Origin of the sequence: Novosphingobium lindaniclasticum LE124 (genome assembly GCF_000445125.1) — a bacterium.
Lineage (GTDB): Bacteria > Pseudomonadota > Alphaproteobacteria > Sphingomonadales > Sphingomonadaceae > Novosphingobium > Novosphingobium lindaniclasticum.
This window is the reverse complement of record NZ_ATHL01000083.1, coordinates 44,853-60,479: the sequence shown is the minus strand read 5'-3', so window position 1 is coordinate 60,479 and position 15,627 is coordinate 44,853. Positions and strand designations below refer to the sequence as shown.

At 65.9% G+C, this 15,627-nt stretch carries 16 protein-coding genes; 7 read left to right on the top strand and 9 right to left on the bottom strand.

The window, feature by feature from the left end:
* The first annotated feature begins 24 nt into the window (after nucleotides 1-24).
* Entirely contained in the window at nucleotides 25-2,334 is a 2,310-nt protein-coding gene (parC, locus tag L284_RS37600) for a DNA topoisomerase IV subunit A (RefSeq protein WP_021234527.1), read from the top strand.
* Between the two features lie 48 nt (nucleotides 2,335-2,382).
* Here parC and L284_RS37595 read toward each other — a convergent pair whose 3' ends face one another.
* From L284_RS37595 to L284_RS37565, 7 genes are all read right to left on the bottom strand, one after another.
* Entirely contained in the window at nucleotides 2,383-3,039 is a 657-nt protein-coding gene (locus L284_RS37595) for a retropepsin-like aspartic protease family protein (protein WP_021234526.1), read from the bottom strand.
* Nucleotides 3,040-3,082: 43 nt separating this feature from the next.
* A complete protein-coding gene (locus L284_RS37590; protein WP_021234525.1) occupies nucleotides 3,083-3,736 on the bottom strand; it encodes a retropepsin-like aspartic protease family protein in 654 nt (217 codons plus the stop codon).
* Complete coding sequence (locus L284_RS37585; protein ID WP_021234524.1) at nucleotides 3,733-4,905, bottom strand: CCA tRNA nucleotidyltransferase; 1,173 nt, start codon at nucleotides 4,903-4,905, stop codon at nucleotides 3,733-3,735. The genes L284_RS37590 and L284_RS37585 overlap by 4 nt, the downstream gene beginning before the upstream one ends.
* Nucleotides 4,898-5,491, bottom strand: coding sequence for a CoA pyrophosphatase (locus tag L284_RS37580; RefSeq protein WP_021234523.1), 594 nt, complete (start codon nucleotides 5,489-5,491; stop codon nucleotides 4,898-4,900). Before L284_RS37580 ends, L284_RS37585 begins: the two co-directional genes overlap by 8 nt.
* Nucleotides 5,488-6,036, bottom strand: a complete 549-nt coding sequence (locus L284_RS37575; RefSeq protein ID WP_021234522.1) for a DUF1285 domain-containing protein — start codon at nucleotides 6,034-6,036, stop codon at nucleotides 5,488-5,490. The genes L284_RS37580 and L284_RS37575 overlap by 4 nt, the downstream gene beginning before the upstream one ends.
* A 62-nt stretch (nucleotides 6,037-6,098) precedes the next feature.
* The gene (locus L284_RS37570; protein ID WP_235054393.1) at nucleotides 6,099-6,647 is read right to left on the bottom strand and encodes a GNAT family N-acetyltransferase; all 549 of its coding nucleotides are present in this window, start codon (nucleotides 6,645-6,647) and stop codon (nucleotides 6,099-6,101) included.
* Between the two features lie 155 nt (nucleotides 6,648-6,802).
* The gene (locus L284_RS37565) at nucleotides 6,803-7,984 is read right to left on the bottom strand and encodes a PQQ-dependent sugar dehydrogenase (protein ID WP_021234520.1); all 1,182 of its coding nucleotides are present in this window, start codon (nucleotides 7,982-7,984) and stop codon (nucleotides 6,803-6,805) included.
* 1 nt (nucleotide 7,985) lies between these two features.
* Between L284_RS37565 and L284_RS37560 the strand changes: the two genes are divergently transcribed.
* The 4 genes from L284_RS37560 to folP all read left to right on the top strand — a co-directional run bounded on the left by L284_RS37560 (nucleotide 7,986) and on the right by folP (nucleotide 12,305).
* A complete protein-coding gene (locus tag L284_RS37560) occupies nucleotides 7,986-8,615 on the top strand; it encodes a ribonuclease HII (RefSeq protein ID WP_021234519.1) in 630 nt (209 codons plus the stop codon).
* Entirely contained in the window at nucleotides 8,612-9,526 is a 915-nt protein-coding gene (locus L284_RS37555; protein WP_021234518.1) for an oxidoreductase, read from the top strand. The genes L284_RS37560 and L284_RS37555 overlap by 4 nt, the downstream gene beginning before the upstream one ends.
* A gap of 315 nt (nucleotides 9,527-9,841) precedes the next feature.
* Nucleotides 9,842-10,975, top strand: a complete 1,134-nt coding sequence (locus tag L284_RS37550; protein ID WP_021234517.1) for a site-specific DNA-methyltransferase — start codon at nucleotides 9,842-9,844, stop codon at nucleotides 10,973-10,975.
* Nucleotides 10,976-11,195: 220 nt separating this feature from the next.
* The gene (folP, locus tag L284_RS37545; protein ID WP_031342423.1) at nucleotides 11,196-12,305 is read left to right on the top strand and encodes a dihydropteroate synthase; all 1,110 of its coding nucleotides are present in this window, start codon (nucleotides 11,196-11,198) and stop codon (nucleotides 12,303-12,305) included.
* A 12-nt stretch (nucleotides 12,306-12,317) separates the two neighbouring features.
* Here folP and L284_RS37540 read toward each other — a convergent pair whose 3' ends face one another.
* Nucleotides 12,318-13,064: an SDR family NAD(P)-dependent oxidoreductase gene (locus L284_RS37540; protein ID WP_031342422.1), complete on the bottom strand. Its 747-nt coding sequence runs from the start codon at nucleotides 13,062-13,064 to the stop codon at nucleotides 12,318-12,320.
* 321 nt (nucleotides 13,065-13,385) lie between these two features.
* Between L284_RS37540 and L284_RS37535 the strand changes: the two genes are divergently transcribed.
* Nucleotides 13,386-13,754, top strand: coding sequence for a hypothetical protein (locus L284_RS37535; protein ID WP_021234514.1), 369 nt, complete (start codon nucleotides 13,386-13,388; stop codon nucleotides 13,752-13,754).
* 48 nt (nucleotides 13,755-13,802) lie between these two features.
* On the opposite strand, the gene L284_RS37530 is transcribed toward L284_RS37535, so the two are convergent.
* Nucleotides 13,803-15,227, bottom strand: a complete 1,425-nt coding sequence (locus L284_RS37530; RefSeq protein ID WP_021234513.1) for a sigma-54-dependent transcriptional regulator — start codon at nucleotides 15,225-15,227, stop codon at nucleotides 13,803-13,805.
* 273 nt (nucleotides 15,228-15,500) lie between these two features.
* On the opposite strand from L284_RS37530, the gene L284_RS47475 reads away from it, so the two are divergent.
* Nucleotides 15,501-15,626, top strand: a complete 126-nt coding sequence (locus L284_RS47475) for an aa3-type cytochrome c oxidase subunit IV (RefSeq protein ID WP_021234512.1) — start codon at nucleotides 15,501-15,503, stop codon at nucleotides 15,624-15,626.
* Nucleotide 15,627: the final 1 nt, after the last annotated feature.

Here is a 15,627-nt window from a genome sequence, read left to right as displayed (position 1 = left end):
GCCGCGTTGCTAGGTCTTTTGGTCATGGTGACCACGACAGACGAAGATTCCGATCCGTTCGACGCCATCGTCGATGCGCCTTTCGATGCCGCGCTGTCGGAGCGCTATCTCGTCTATGCTCTGTCAACGATTACAGCACGTTCGCTGCCGGACTTGCGTGACGGTATGAAGCCGGTCCACCGCCGCCTGCTCTGGGCGATGCGGCAGTTGAAGCTCGACCCGGCCAGTGCCTACAAGAAGTCGGCACGCGTCGTGGGGGACGTGATCGGCAAGTATCACCCCCATGGCGACGCCTCGGTCTACGATGCCATGGTCCGTTTGGCGCAGGACTTCTCCCTGCGCTATCCGCTGGTGCAGGGGCAGGGCAACTTCGGCAATATCGACGGCGATAACGCGGCTGCGTATCGCTACACCGAAGCGCGCCTGACGCGCACCGCCATCCACCTCATGGCGGGGCTCGACGAAGGCACGGTCGATTTCGTCCCCACCTACAACGGTGAGGAAAGCGAGCCGGAAATCTTCCCCGGCATGTTCCCGAATCTGCTGGCGAACGGCTCCACCGGCATCGCCGTGGGCATGGCAACCTCTATCCCCAGCCATAACGTCGCCGAGATCATCGACGCCACGATGATGCTGATCGACAATCCCCATGCCGAGCACGACCAGCTCATGCAGGTGTTCCACGGCCCGGACTTTGCGACCGGCGGCCTGGTGGTCGACAGTCCCGAGGCGATCAGCCACGCCTATGCCACCGGCAAGGGCGCTTTCCGCGTACGGGGTCGTTTCTCCACCGGCAAGGACTCGTCGGGCAACTGGGAGGAAACGGGAGTCGAGAAACTCGGCAGCGGCCAGTGGCAGCTGGTCATTTCCGAAATTCCCTACATGCTGCCCAAGGGCAAGCTGATCGAGCAGGTTGCGCAGCTTATCGCCGACCGCAAGCTGCCGATCCTGGAAGACATTCGCGACGAGAGCGACGAGCAGATCCGCATCGTCTTCGTACCCAAGAGCCGCAACGTCGATCCCGAGATGCTCAAGGAGAGCCTCTACAAACTGACGGATCTGGAAAGCCGCTTCTCGCTCAACCTCAACGTGCTGGATTCCCACCGCACGCCGGGGGTGCTGGGGCTGAAGCTGCTGCTGTCGGAATGGGTCTACAGCCAGATCGACATCCTGCTGCGCCGCACCCGGCACCGGCTGGACAAGATCGCCTCGCGCCTGGAACTGGTCGCGGGCTACATCATCGCCTATCTCAATCTCGACCGGATCATCGAGATCATCCGCACCGAGGATGAGCCCAAGCCGGTGATGATGGCCGAATTCGAGCTGACCGACCGTCAGGCCGAAGCCATCCTCAACATGCGCCTGCGCAGTTTGCGCAAGCTGGAGGAAATGGAGCTTCGCAAGGAGCACGCGGACCTGCTCAAGGAGCAGGACGAGCTGAACAAGCTGCTCGAAAGCCCGGCCCGCCAGCGCACGCGCCTCAAGCGCGATCTCACCAATCTGCGCAAGGACTATGCCGAGGATACCGAACTCGGCCGCCGTCGCACCACGATCGCGCAGGCGACGCCGACGGTTGAATTCTCGATGGACGCGATGATCGAGAAGGAGCCGGTGACGGTGATCCTCTCGCAGCGCGGCTGGATCCGCGCGGCCAGGGGGCATGTGGCTCTTGGCCAAGATGCAAAGGGAAGCGACTTCAAGTTCAAGGAAGGCGATGGCCCAGCCTTCGCGTTCCATGCCCAGACCACCGACAAGATCCTGATCGCGGTGGACAACGGGCGCTTCTACACCCTGGGCGCGGACAAGCTGCCCGGCGCGCGCGGTTTCGGCGAGCCGATCCGCACGATGGTCGATATCGACGCCGAGGCGCATGTCGTCGCGGCGCTGCCTTACAAGCCCAAGGCGCAATTGCTGCTGGCCTCCAACGTCGGCCGAGGCTTCGCGGCCGAGGCGGACGAGCTTTTGGCCGAAACCCGCAAGGGCCGCGCGGTCATGTCCACCAAGCAGGGCGTGCAGCTTGCTTTTGTGCGGGAGATTCCGGCTGAGCACGATCATGTCGCAGTGGTTGGCGACAATCGCAAGCTGGTGATCTTCAGCCTCGAGGAACTGCCGGTCATGGCCAAGGGCCAGGGCGTCACCCTCCAGCGCTACCGGGACGGCGGGCTGTCGGACATCATCACGCTCAAGCTGGAGGATGGCCTCTCGTGGACCATGGGCGGCGATACCGGCCGCACCCGGACCGAGAAGGACATGGTCATGTGGAAGGTCGCGCGCGGCGCGGCGGGGCGTCTGCCGCCGGTCGGGTTCCCGCGGGACAACAAGTTCCAAGGCTGAGCATGTCGTCGTCCCGGACTCGATCCGGGACGACGTACCATTACCAGATCACGCTGCCGGCTGCGGGTGATGGGGCACCAGGATCAGCGTGCGACCCTCGACGCGCCAGCTTGCCAGCCGCGAGAGCAGGTTCATGCCGATGACGTTCTGGTCTCCCAGGCCCGGCGCCACCACAACGTCGAGCTGACGCGCGACGACGCTGCCGAACCGCAGTTCGTCCACCGTGCCGAGTTGCGCCGCGACCGTGCCGTTTGCCGTTCGCATGGCGATATTCTGGCGCAGCGGCTGCGCACGGACTTCGGCTGCGGTCGCCATGCGGGGGGAGATCGCGGTCAGTGTGGCGCCGGTATCGACGAGGAAGTCACCCTCCACGCCGTTGATCATGGCGCGAACCCAGAAATGGCCGTCGGGCTTCATCGGCACGCGGGTCTCACCGCCGCTCACGCTCTGGCGAGAAAGGCCGATTTCGGGCAATTCGAGACCGGGCAGGGCGAAGTCCATGCCGCTGGTGAGACGGGTCGCCTGCGCCACCGTGAGTAGCAGCGCGGCGACCAGGCCAAGATTGCCGAGGCCGCGAACGAAGCCGCCGAACAGCGGCAGCGGGCCGCGCAGCAGCCCGCCCAGGACGGTGACGAATATCGCCGCCATGGCAAGTGCCAGCAGCGGCTGGCTCGCGAGAAAAGACAGGAGTTCGGGAAAGTCCATCAGCGGCCCATAACAGGAACATCCTGTCTGAAGGCTGACCGGATCACAACTTCCGTTCGGACTGGGAGGAAGGACGCGGCACGAGGATTAGCCGGTCGTTCTCGACACGCCAGCTTGCCAGCTGCGAGAGCAGATTCATCCCGATGACGTTGGTTTCCACCTCGCTGTCGGGGCCGATCGCCACCGGCAGGCCGTGGGCCTGGATCGAGCCGAAAGCGAGCGTACCCGCCGTGCTCATGCGGGCGACGATGGTGCCGTTCGCGGTGTCCAGCATCACGCCCTGGTCGTCCGCATCGGGCTGGAGAGCGGCGCGCTCCGCGACCGACTTCGACACGCCGGTGTAGGTTGCGCCGGTATCGATGAGAAAGTTCACCGTCTCGCCGTTGAGCCTGGCCTGGACCCAGTAGTGCCCATCGGCCCTTAGCGGAACCACGGTCTCGCCGCCTTCGATGGAGGGCGGGCGCGTCTCGTCCAGCCAAAGCGCGGCTTCCGAGCGGGTGTTGTGGAGGGCGATCTGTGTCACCGTCAGGAGCAGCGCGGCGACCAGGCCGACGTGCGAAAGGCTGCGCAGCGCCTCGCCAAGACGGGGGCGGCGCTGGGCCAGCATCCCTGCCGCCACCGCGACCAGAATGGCCAGGATCGTCAGCGCGAGCAGCGGCTTGGCATAGAACAGGCTGCCCAGCTCGCCCAGGTTCATGAGTTCTGGTCTGCCAGCTCGGCATCGAGCAGGGCCGAGACGCGGGCTGCGTCGGGAAAGCCTTCCGCAATCCAGCGGTCCTCCACCCGGCGTAGCAGGCGGGCGACTTCCGGCCCGGCGCCGATCCCGCGCGCCACGATCTGGCCGCCCTTGAGCGGGAAGGTCGGAATAGCCCAGCCGGTGAGCGGCGAGGCATCGCCGCCTGTGATCAGCACGCGGTCCATCGCGCTCTCGAGGCCGAGACGATAAGCGAGGGCGCGGGGCTCTGCGGCCTCTGCGCAACGGGCAGCGGCGGCGGCGAGGCGCTTCTTCTGCGCTCCCGAAAGGCGGAAGCGCGAAGCGACGTGTTCGGCCAGCGAGACTTGCGCAGGCAGCAGCGCGGCCAGTCGGCGGATGGCGTCGGGAGCCGCGCCTTGCGCCTGTTCCGCCGCGACCAGGGCAGGCAGCGCCTCGGGCCGCGCCTCGGGCAGGATCACCTCCAGGACGCCCAGCTCCGCCATGCGGACCACGGTGGGCGCCGGGTCGGGCAGGCCCAGCAGGTTCATCATCTCCATGCCCACCCGCTCGCGCGACAGCCCCTTGAGCGTGGGCGCGAGTTCGCAGCAGGCGGCCTCCGCTTCAGCATCGGCCGGCTGGGTGCCGAAACGGGCCTGGAAGCGGAAGTAGCGGAGGATACGCAGGTGATCCTCGCGGATGCGCTGGTGTGCGTCGCCAATGAAGCGCACACGCCGCGCGGCGAGGTCCGCCAGACCGCCGAACCAGTCGAAGATCTCGCCCGAAACGGGATCGGCGTAGAGCGCGTTGATCGTGAAGTCGCGCCGCGCGGCATCCTCGCGCCAGTCGGTGGCGAAGGCCACGGTGGCACGGCGGCCGTCGGTGGCCACGTCATGGCGGAGGGTCGTGATCTCGACCGGCCCGCCGGGCAGGACGGCGGTGACGGTGCCGTGCTCGATGCCGGTGGGAACGTGGCGGATCTTTGCGTCCCAGAGCCGCTGCATCACCTCTTCGGGCAGCAGCGAAGTGGCCATGTCGATGTCCTTGACCGGCTGGCCCAGCAGGCTGTCGCGCACCGCGCCGCCGACGTAGCGGGCATTGTCAGGCCCCAGCGCGGCCACGAGCTCGACAAGGTCGTCGCGGGCCATCCAGTCGGCGGTGAGTTTCTCAGTCATTCCAGTTCAGCCTGCGGGCAAGGTTGTGAAGGATGGCGCCGGTGACGCCCCAGATGCGGTGATCGTACCAGGTGATCTCGACGAAGGCGTGACGGGTGCCGTCCGCCTCGATCCACTTCGTATGCTGGTTGGCGGGATCGAGCACGAATTCGGCCGGAGCCTCGAACCATTGCGCCACTTCGGCGGGGTTGGGAACGATCGGCAGGTCGGGCGGGATGACGCCGATCACCGGGGTGATCTCGTAGCCGCTGCCGGTGCGGTAGAGGTCGCTGGTGCCGATCACCTGCACGTCCTGCGGGCTTATGCCGAGTTCCTCGTGCGCTTCGCGCAGGGCGCCTTCGACGGCGGTTTCGCCGGGATCGAGGCGGCCGCCGGGGAAGGCGATCTGTCCGGGGTGCGCGCGCATATTCGAGGGCCGGTGCAGCAGCAGCATGCCGGGGCGCGGGCGCTCGGTCAGGGTGATGAGCACGGCGGCGGGCTTGAACGTCTCGATGGCGTGGATGCGCGGGTCTATCCAGAGTTCGCCGGGCGCGGTACCGTGACTGGCTTGGAAACGGCGCGAGACCTGCTCGAACAGAGTGCTCATGCGGGCACCAACTGGAAGGTTTGGCCCTGGCTTGATACCGTGAGATCGTCCCCGCTTTCGAGGGCGATCTCCACGAGCTGCGCATAAGTGCTGCGGTTCAGGCGGGCCTCGGTGCCGTTGCGGACGCCGAGGTAGATTGCAGGCGTCTCGGGATCGCCAGTGCTGCGGATCGGATGGTCTGCTCCGGCAATGACGAATTCGTCGGTGTTGAGCCGGAACAGCAGAGCATCGCCGTCTTGCCGCACGTCGATGGCGATGAAAGCGGCATCCTCCACCTCGAGCGACAGTTTCTCGACCGGCGTGACCAGCCAGTGGCGGCCAGCCGCATCCTGCGTGAGCAGAGAAGCGAAGGCGCGGACCATGGCCGGGCGGCGGATCTCTCCGCCTTGATGGAACCAGCGGCCATCGGCGCGGATGATCATCTCGCTGTCGCCATGGTGCTGCGGCGACCACTGCGATACCGGCGGCAACTTGCGCGTGGCGACCAGTTCCGCCACCTGGGCGAGCGAAAGGGCGTTCAGTTCGGGCGGCGGTTCATAGGGCATGGCTTCCCGATGCCAGATAGGGCACCGCGCGCCAAGGTCCAGCGCGCCGGACCTGTCCAGGATCAGCGCAGCCAGGGGCCCAGCATGCCTTCGGCCGGGAGCACCGCCGGGTTTTCGCAGCGGACCAGGAGGCGGTGGCGCTCGAAGGGACCGGGCAGGTTCCAGCCCTGCGTCCACTCGTTGGTATAGCCCCAGAACCGGCCGTAATACTCGGGATCGCCAACCATGACCTGCGGCAGCGGCGCACGCGAGTCGATGCCGGCCATCGCCGCCGACATCAGCGCCTGGCCATAGCCCTGGCCCTGATGACCGGGCATGACTGCCACTGGGCCGACCATGATCATCGGATGCGCACGCCCTTCCGGGTCGTTGAGCGCGACCGGCCAGCACTGGATCGTGCCCACCAGCATCTCCTCCGCATCCAGCGCGGCGAAGCTGAGGCCGGGCAGCCAGTCCACGCCGACGCGCACCTTGTAGGCGGTACGCTTGTGTCGGTCCGGCCCGAATGCGCTGTCGAGAAGAGCCTCGACAAGGACGGGATCGACATTGTCGAGCGGGATCAGGGTAGCTGCTTCGGACATGGCGCGGGCCGATAGGTGCGGCGCGCGCATTTGTCGATTCAATTCGGATTCGGCCCGAGGCACGGCGGAGTGTCCCGCCTCGTACCGAAGGATGAGCGGGCTGAGCATTTCGCCTGATGGCAAGAATGACCGGACTTGTCGTGAGATCGGAATGAGCCGGGGTCAAGCTCGCCAAGAGCCCTGCCCTACCTGCTCGGCGTCAGCTTCAGCAGGTGCCCGGAGGCGCCCGCCGGGCCGTCTTCCAGCAGCCAGATCGTGCCGTCCGCGCCTTGTTCGATCTCCCGGATACGATTGGCGAGCGGATAGCGGCCTTCCTCGACAGCTTTCTCGCCCTCGATCCTGACGCGGACGACGCCCGGCAGCGTCAGCGACGCGATCAGCGCCTGTCCCTGCCACTGCGGGAACAGCGGGCCGGAGTAGAAGATGAAGTCTCCCGGCGCGATCACCGGGTTCCAGCTTATCGCCGGGGCGGCAAGGTCGGGGCGGGTCGAGTGGCGCGGTATCGGCTTGCCGTCGTAGTGATCGCCGTCCGAGACCAGCGGCCAGCCGTAGTTCTGCTTCGGCTTCACCAGGTTCAGCTCATCGCCGCCTGCCGGGCCGTGTTCGAGATCCCAAAGCCGCCCCTTGTCGTCGAAGGCGAGGCCCAGCACGTTGCGGTGGCCGTAGGACCAGATCTGGTTGGTCGGCGCGGGTCGGTCGGCCCAGGGGTTGCCGGGGGCCGGCGTGCCGTCCGGCAAAAGCCGGACAATCTTGCCGAGATTGCCGCCGAGATCCTGCGCCGGCGTGAACTTCTGCCGTTCGCCCGAAGCGACGAAGAGGTACTTGCCGTCAGGCGAGAAGGCGAGGCGGTGCGAGTAATGGCCCTTGCCGCTGACCTTCGGCGTTTGCCGCCAGATCACGGTAAGGCCCTGGATCGAGCAGCTGGTCGGCTGCGGGCAGGAGAGGGTACCCTTGCCGACTGCCGCGCCGCGGGTGTCTCCTTGGCCAGCCTCGGCCCAGCTCAGGTAGATCACCCGTCCGTCGAGGGTGGCGCCCTTCTGCTCGGGCGCGAAGATGAGGTCGCCCAGACCGCCCTGACCGCCGTAATCGACCTTGGGCGCGCCGGTGACCGTGCCGGGAGTGCCGTCCGCCAGGCGCAGCTTGATCGTGCCTTTCCTCTGGGTCACGAGCATCGTGCCGGTTGCCTTGTCGATCGCCATGGCCCAAGGCTCGTCGAAGCTGGCGACCTGTTCGACCTTGAACGGCTTGTCGTCGGAAGCGGAGGCCGAGGCCTTATCCCCGGTAGCTGCCGCACCGCAGCTTGCGAGTGCGAAGGCGACGGGCGATACCGCTGCAAGGAAGGATCTGGAGTTCACCGACTTGGTCATAATGGTCGAATCCCTGTCACGCTCTGAAGTGCCCGTAACGAACCGCCTCGTGATTGGTGTCGACGAGGCCGGGCGCGGGCCGCTGGCAGGGCCGGTTGTGGCGGGCGCGGTGGTGCTGTGCAAGCCCCGACCGTCCGGCCTGGACGACTCCAAGAAGCTTTCGGGCAAGCGCCGAGCGGAACTGGAAGCGACGATCAAGCGCCGCTGCCGCTGGGCCGTGGGCGTGGTGGACGTGGAAGAGATCGACCGCCTCAACATCTTCGGCGCGACGATGCTGGCGATGACCCGTGCTGTCGCCGCGCTTTGCGTGACCCTGGGCGAGGATCCGCACGAAGTTCTCATCGACGGCAATCTCACGCCGATGGGACGCACAGCGGAGTGGCGCTGGCAAGCCCGTGCCGTCGTTGGCGGGGACGCGCTGGAGCCGTGCATTTCCGCCGCCTCGATCATCGCCAAGGAGCACCGCGACCGCCTGATGCGCGAGCTTGCCGAGGCGCATCCGCACTACGGGTGGGAGCGCAATGCCGGGTATGGCACCGCGCAGCATCTGGAAGCGCTACGGCTGCATGGTCCGACGCCGCACCATCGTCGCAGTTTCTCGCCGGTTGCGCAGCTGGAGATGGCGCTTTGAAGGGCTTCACCGCTGCCTCGCTGGGCGGGCAGGCGGGCAAGTGCTTTCTGGTGACCGGCGCCAATACCGGGATCGGCTACGAAGCCGCCCGGGTTCTGGCCGCGCTGGGCGCGCGCGTGCTCATGGCCTGCCGCAGCGAGGAGAAAGCGCGACTCGCCATGGAGCACATCCGCATGCACGTGCCGGGCGCCAACCTGGCTTTCGTGCCGCTCGACCAGGCCGACCTGTTCAGCGTGCGCGAATGTGCCGAGCGGGTCGTGCGCGATGAGCCGCGGCTCGACGTGCTGATCAACAATGCCGGGGTCATGGTGCCGCCGCTCGAACGTACGGTGCAGGGGCATGAGTTGCAGTTCGGGGTCAACCACCTGGCGCCTTTCGCGCTCACCGGGCTGCTGCTGCCCAAGCTGTCCGAAACGCCCGGCGCGCGGGTGGTGATAACCGCCAGCCTCGCGCATGTGCGGGGGCGGATCGACTGGGACGATCTTGATGCGCGCCGCAGCTACCGGGCGCGCCAGCGCTATGCCGACAGCAAGCTGGCGAACCTGCTCCACCTGCTGGAGCTGGACCGGCGGCTGCGCGCCGCCGGTTCGCCAGTGCGCGCGATGGCCTGCCATCCCGGCATCGCCGCGACCGAGCTTGGCCGCAATTCGCTGGGCTTCCGCCTGCTGTTTCCGGTAGCGGGCCTGGTGCTCAACAGCGCCGAGCAGGGCGCCTGGCCGACGCTTCAGGCAGCCGCCGATCCGGCCGCTGGGCCGGGGGCGTACTATGGCCCGCAGCGCTTCCTCGGCCTGTCCGGTCCATCCGCCCCAGCGAAACGCAAGGCCACGGCGCGCGATCCCCAGGCGGCGCGTCGGCTATGGGAAGTGAGCGTGCAAATGACCGGGATCGACTGCGGCCTCGCAGGTCTCTGAAACGGCGCTTTGAATCTTTCCGGGGTGAGGTCTCCGCGAGAAGATTCATCCGTCCGGAAAGGCTCTTTTCCAGATCCGCGGATGTAAGCGCACACCCTGCGTTCCGGCAAATTTTTCTCGGTGAGTCCGAGGAGACACAACCCCCCATATCTTGAGTCCCATGAGGCAATCGTGACTCGACATCTTGTGTCGGATTCGTTTTGTTCTCTTCGCTGAACATCGAATCGCCAGGGAATCCCACGAGTCGCGCCTTGACGCTGACTCCGGAAAGACTCACTAGGGCCTCAATCCACAGTTCAATTTCCCGGAGCAAACATGGGCCAGATACTCGTCAAGCAGAAGATCCGCGCAGTTGCGCCGGCGGCCACGCCGAAGGAACTTCTGCCGCTGGGCCAGATCATCCCGGGCGATTGCATCGAAGCGATGCGCACGATCCCCGACGCCAGCGTCGACATGGTCTTCGCCGACCCGCCCTACAACCTCCAGCTCGGCGGCGACCTGTCCCGTCCGGACGGCAGCCACGTCGATGCCGTCACCAACGACTGGGACAAGTTCTCCAGCTTCGCCTCCTACGACCAGTTCACCCGCGACTGGCTGACCGAGGCGCGCCGCGTGCTCAAGCCCGAAGGCTCGCTGTGGGTGATCGGTTCGTACCACAACATCTTCCGCCTCGGCGCGATCATGCAGGACATGGGGTTCTGGATCCTCAACGACATCATCTGGCGCAAGGCCAACCCGATGCCGAACTTCAAGGGAACCCGCTTCACCAATGCGCATGAGACCCTGATCTGGGCCTCGATGGGCGAGAAGTCGAAGTACACTTTCAACTACCGCGCCATGAAGACGCTCAACGACGAACTGCAGATGCGTTCGGACTGGGTCCTGCCGATCTGCAACGGCGCCGAGCGCCTGAAGAAGGGCGGCCGCAAGGTTCACCCGACGCAGAAGCCTGAATCGCTGCTCTACCGGGTGATGCTGGCCACCACCAATGCGGGCGATGTCGTGCTCGACCCGTTCTTCGGCACCGGGACCACCGGCGCCGTCGCCAAGCGTCTCGGCCGCGAGTGGATCGGCTGCGAGCGCGAGGGCGACTACCGCGAAGCCGCGCTGGAACGCATCGAGATGGCGCTGCCGCTCGACGAGCGCGCGCTCAAGACCATGCAGTCCAAACGCAGCGCCCCCAAGGTCGCCTTCGGCACGCTGATCGAGACGGGCTGGATCAAGCCAGGCACCAGGCTGACCGACAAGAAGGGCCGCTTCGAGGCCGTGGTGCGCGCCGACGGTTCGCTGGTCTGCGGCGATGTGAACGGTTCGATCCATGGTGCGGGCAAGGAACTGCAGGGCGCGCCCTCGTGCAACGGCTGGACCTTCTGGCACCTGGAGCATGAAGGCAAGGTCAAGCCGATCGACGCCATCCGCCAGCTCTACATTCTCGCCACGGAGCCGTGAGGCACTCTCCACGTCACCTGATTTCATCATTGCGGGCGAAGTGAAACAATCCAGGACGGCGCAAACCGCCCTGGATTGTCATGTCGGCTCCGCCTTCTCGGGGGTGACGATGTGCTTCTACGAAAGCATGTGGGTTCATGAGCGGCGCGGTTAGCCAGAGGTGATCGCGCTGGCTGCAAAACCTGTTCTGCATGGCTCGCGCCCGCGCTATGGGGCCAAGATGAGCCGCACCGTTTACATCCGCCCGACCGCCTTTGCCGACAGCCCCCAGAGCGAGGAAGGCGAGGCAGTCCGTCTGGGTGGTTCGATGGTCTGGGCCAGCCGGTTCGCACTGGTCGTGCGGGAAAACGGCAAGGTGCTCTCGCGCCGCCGCTTCGGTGCCGGGGATGTCGCGCAAGCCTTGGCGACGCTGCCCGCCGATCTCGGTGCCGAGGCGGAACTCCAGTGGTCGAACTTGCGCAAGGTCCATGCACCGCTTCAGTGCGGCGCCTGCACGATCCGGCTGGAGCAGCCGCAAGTCGCCGGCATCCTCAACATCACGCCCGACAGCTTCTCCGATGGCGGCAAGTTCCTCGACGATGCGCAGGTGGCCTGCGACCATGCGGCCGCGATGCTGGAAGCCGGTGCGGCGATGATCGACATCGGCGGCGAGTCCACCCGCCCGGGCGCGGCGGCGGTGTGGGAGGGGGACGAACTCAAGCGTGTCGTGCCGATGGTGGAGAGGCTGGCGGCGATGGGCGCGGCCATCAGCGTGGATACCCGCCGACCCGCGGTGATGGCAGGCGCGCTGAAGGCGGGTGCGCACATCATCAACGACGTCTCCGCCTTGCGCCACGATCCGCGCAGTCTGGAATTCGCGGCCTCGTCGGGCGCGCCGGTAGTGCTGATGCACGCGCCCGGAGATGGGGACGACCTGCATTCCAACGGCGATTACGACGATGTCGTCCTCGACGTGTTCGACTGGCTGCGCGCCTGTCGGGACAAGGCTGTGGCCGCCGGAGTGAAGCCGGAAAACATCCTCCTCGATCCCGGCGTGGGCTTCGGCAAGACGCTGACCGAGAACCTCCAGCTCATGAACGGGCTCGCGCTGTTCCATGCGCTTGGCCATCCGCTGTTCGTGGGCGCCAGCCGCAAGCGCATGATCGGCGCGCTGTCGAACGAGGCCCCGGCGCACCAGCGGCTCGGCGGCTCGGTGACTTTGGCGCTCAAGGCGATGGACGCAGGATCGCACATCGTCCGCGTCCACGACGTTGCGGAAACGGTTCAGGCCGCCCGCGTCTGGCGGGGGCTGCGTGATGCCGCTCTCACCGACTTCACGCAGCTTCCCTGATCTTTCGCGAAGTCAGATTGCCAGATAGCCGCCGTCTACCGGGTAATAGGTGCCTGTCACGAAGGAGGCGCGCTCGGAAAGCAGGAAACTGGTGACCATGGCGATCTCCTCCGGCCGTGCCAGGCGATTGAGGGCATGCTTGCCGGCCAGACTTGCGATCTCGCTCGAGGTCATGGTCTTTTCCAGTGCCGGCGTGGAGACGAAGCCGGGGCCGACCGCATTGATGCGCAGTCCCGCGTCGGCATAGTCCAGCGCCGCCACCTTGGTCATGCCCAGCAGCGCATGCTTGGACGTGACATAGGCCGCCGAGCCTGCCCAGCCGACCGCGCCCAGGATCGAGGCCATGTTGACGATGGCACCGCCGCCGCGTTCGACCATGGCCGGGATCTGGTACTTCATCGCATAGAAGACGCTGTTGAGATCGACGTCGATCACGCGCGACCAGGAGTCCAGCGGTATGTCCGCCAACTTCATCGAAGGTGCGCCGATGCCGGCATTGTTCACTGCGAAGTCCAACCGGTCGAACGTGCCCAGCGCGAAGGCCACGAGGGCTTCGTTGGCGACCGGGTCGGAGACGTCCAGCCGGAACACGGCCGTATGCTCCGCCCCAAGCTCGTTGGACAGCGCGCGGGCGGCTTCTTCGTCGAAGTCGGCAATGACCACGCGGCCGCCCTGGGCCACCAGTTCCCGCGCAATCGCAGCCCCGATGCCGGACGCAGCCCCTGTCACGATGCCGGCCTTGTCCTTGAAATCCATCATCTTCATCTCCTCGCTGAGGTCTAAACGCGAGGATCCGTCTGCGGTTCTTCTCCGAAACGGTGACTTCCTTGCAAGTACGTCCGCGCGGATCGGCAGCCATCCGGCTCCGTTCTCGCGACAAATCTGGATCGTCGATGAATGGCGGGTTGCTCTGCGATGAACGGCCGCAGCTCGATATGTGACCGAGTGAGCGCAGCAACCTTCGCGTCCCGACGGAAGCCCATTTCGTCTCACACGGTGAGGCAAAACGGCGGAAACGTCCGTTGCAGTCCCAAGCGCAGGCAATCGGGCCCGCGCCGTCAAGCGAAAGGGAACTCTCCCATGAAGCAGACCAACAAGCCCCGCACCGCTCTTGTCGCTCTCGCCATTCCGGCACTGGCGCTTCCGGCCGTTGCCATGGCCGTGCAGCCGATGATGTACGAGCAGAAGCTGGCGCAGCAAGAAGAATCCCTGATCATCCGGAGCCCCATCGGCGGCGTTCAGAACAGCAAGTGGTACGACTACCGCATCAACGTGAACGAGAGCCGCAAGGAACTCGCCAGCGATTTGCGCCACGCTTCCGACATCGAGGATCGCCGGGATGCCTGGGAGGAATACGGCTCGGAGCTTCACCAGGAACGCGGCAAGTACGTAAAGTACATGAGCAAGCGCGGGTACCGCGTTCCGCAGGTCTACTTCGAGAACCTGTAACCATCGGCTACGCAAGAAGCCGTGCGAGAAGTTGCGCCGGCTTCTTGCTCAAGCGGCGTTGTCGATGCCGAGTTCGCCCAGCTTGCGATAGAGCGTCGATCGGCCGATGCCCAATCGCCGCGCAACTTCGGTCATGCGCCCGCGATAGAGGCCGATCGCAAGGCGGATCACATCGGCTTCGATCTCGTCGAGCGGGCGCAAGTTGCCGTCGGCCGTATAGAGCATGACGCCCGCGCTTTCCTGCACGGGATTGCCGGCCCCCGTCGCCGGACCCGAGCCCAGGATGTTGAGGAGCTGGGGGAAATCTTCGGAAGTGAGCGCGTCACCGTCGCAGAACACGGCGGCTCTGAACAGGACGGCCTGGAGCTGGCGAACGTTGCCGGGCCAGTCGTAGGCGGCCAGCAGCGACAAGGCGCCGTCGGTAATGCCCAGTTCTCTCAGGCCGGGCTGCTCTCCAATCCGGGCCAGGAAGAAGCGGGCGAGGGCGGGTATATCGCCGGTGCGTTCGCGCAGGGGCGGCAGGCTGACCTTCGTCGGGGAAAGCGCCTCCAGCAGTTCGGGCAGGAAGTGGCCTTCGGAGACCAGATCCTGAAGCGGCAGGTTGCTGGCGGCGATCAGCCTGGCATCGATGCGGAACGAGTGACGGGCACCGATGGGGCGAACATCGCTCTTGCGGATCGATTCGAGCAGGCGCTCTTGTACGGAAAGCGGGAGCCGGTCCACTTCGTCCAGAGCCAGCGTGGCGCCGTCGCAGTGTTGCAGAGCGCCGACCTGCCGATCGAAGGCACCGGGGAAGGCGCCTTTTTCATGGCCGAACAGCGCCGATTCGATGGAGTTGGCAGGAAGGCCGCCGATGTTGACGATCCGCAGCGGCGACTTCGCGCGGGGGCTGGCGGCGTGCATTGCCCGGATCAGCATTTCCTTGCCCGTGCCGGTATCGCCCTCGATCAGCACGGGGCCGTGACCGCGTGCGGCCTTGGCGGCGACGGCAAGCGCCTTGCGGAAATTCGGTGCGGCCCCGATCATCGATTCGAAGTCGGGGTTCGACGGCATTTTCTCCGTCAGGGGCGCGAGTTCGTCGCGCGGCGCTTCCCGTGTGGTGGCCGAGCGCAAAGCGTGCATCAACCGATCCGGAGCGACTGGCTTGACGAGGTAATCGGTCGCGCCGGCCCGCATCGCCTCGACCGCCAGCAGCGGCGACGTGCTGGTGGTGAGCATCAGGATCGGCAGGGCCGGGCGGCGCGATTTCAGTTCGGCAATAAGCGCGCCCGCATCGTCGCCGGGGACCCACTGGTCGAGGATGATGGCGGATAGCTGCATGCCCTGGCGGGTGCCGAGGGTGGCGATGGCGGTTTCGGAATCGCGGGCGATGACCGTGCGCCACCCCTCCCGCGCAGCGAGTGCGGAGATCAGGCGGCTCTGCGCGGGCTCATCGTCGATGAGCATGAGAAGGCGTTGTTCCTGATCCGCCATGATAATGCCCGCCTGGGTCGCTCCCCTTTGTGGTAGTCCGGCCTTTGTCGCAGTCCGGGATCTAGAAGAAATCGGTAAAGACGAAATTAAGGCTCCGGTCGGTTCGTCGATAACCCATGTTGCGGGAAAGTCCGTCGTGGCGGCTTTCGAAAATGCCCGACTTGACGGATAGATGCGCCGCACGAAGAGATTGCCGCTTCGCACTTGAGCGCAAGCGCCGTCAACGCTAAATATCGCGTATCAAAAGGCAATAATGACAGAGGATCCCGGTTCATGGCTGCAGGCAAGGACATCAAGGCCGCTACCGAAACCTATAATGGCTTCGTCAAGGTGACCGCCTGGAGCACCGGCATCGTCATTCTCATAGTCGCGTTCGTCGTCGCGCTGATTGCGCAATAGC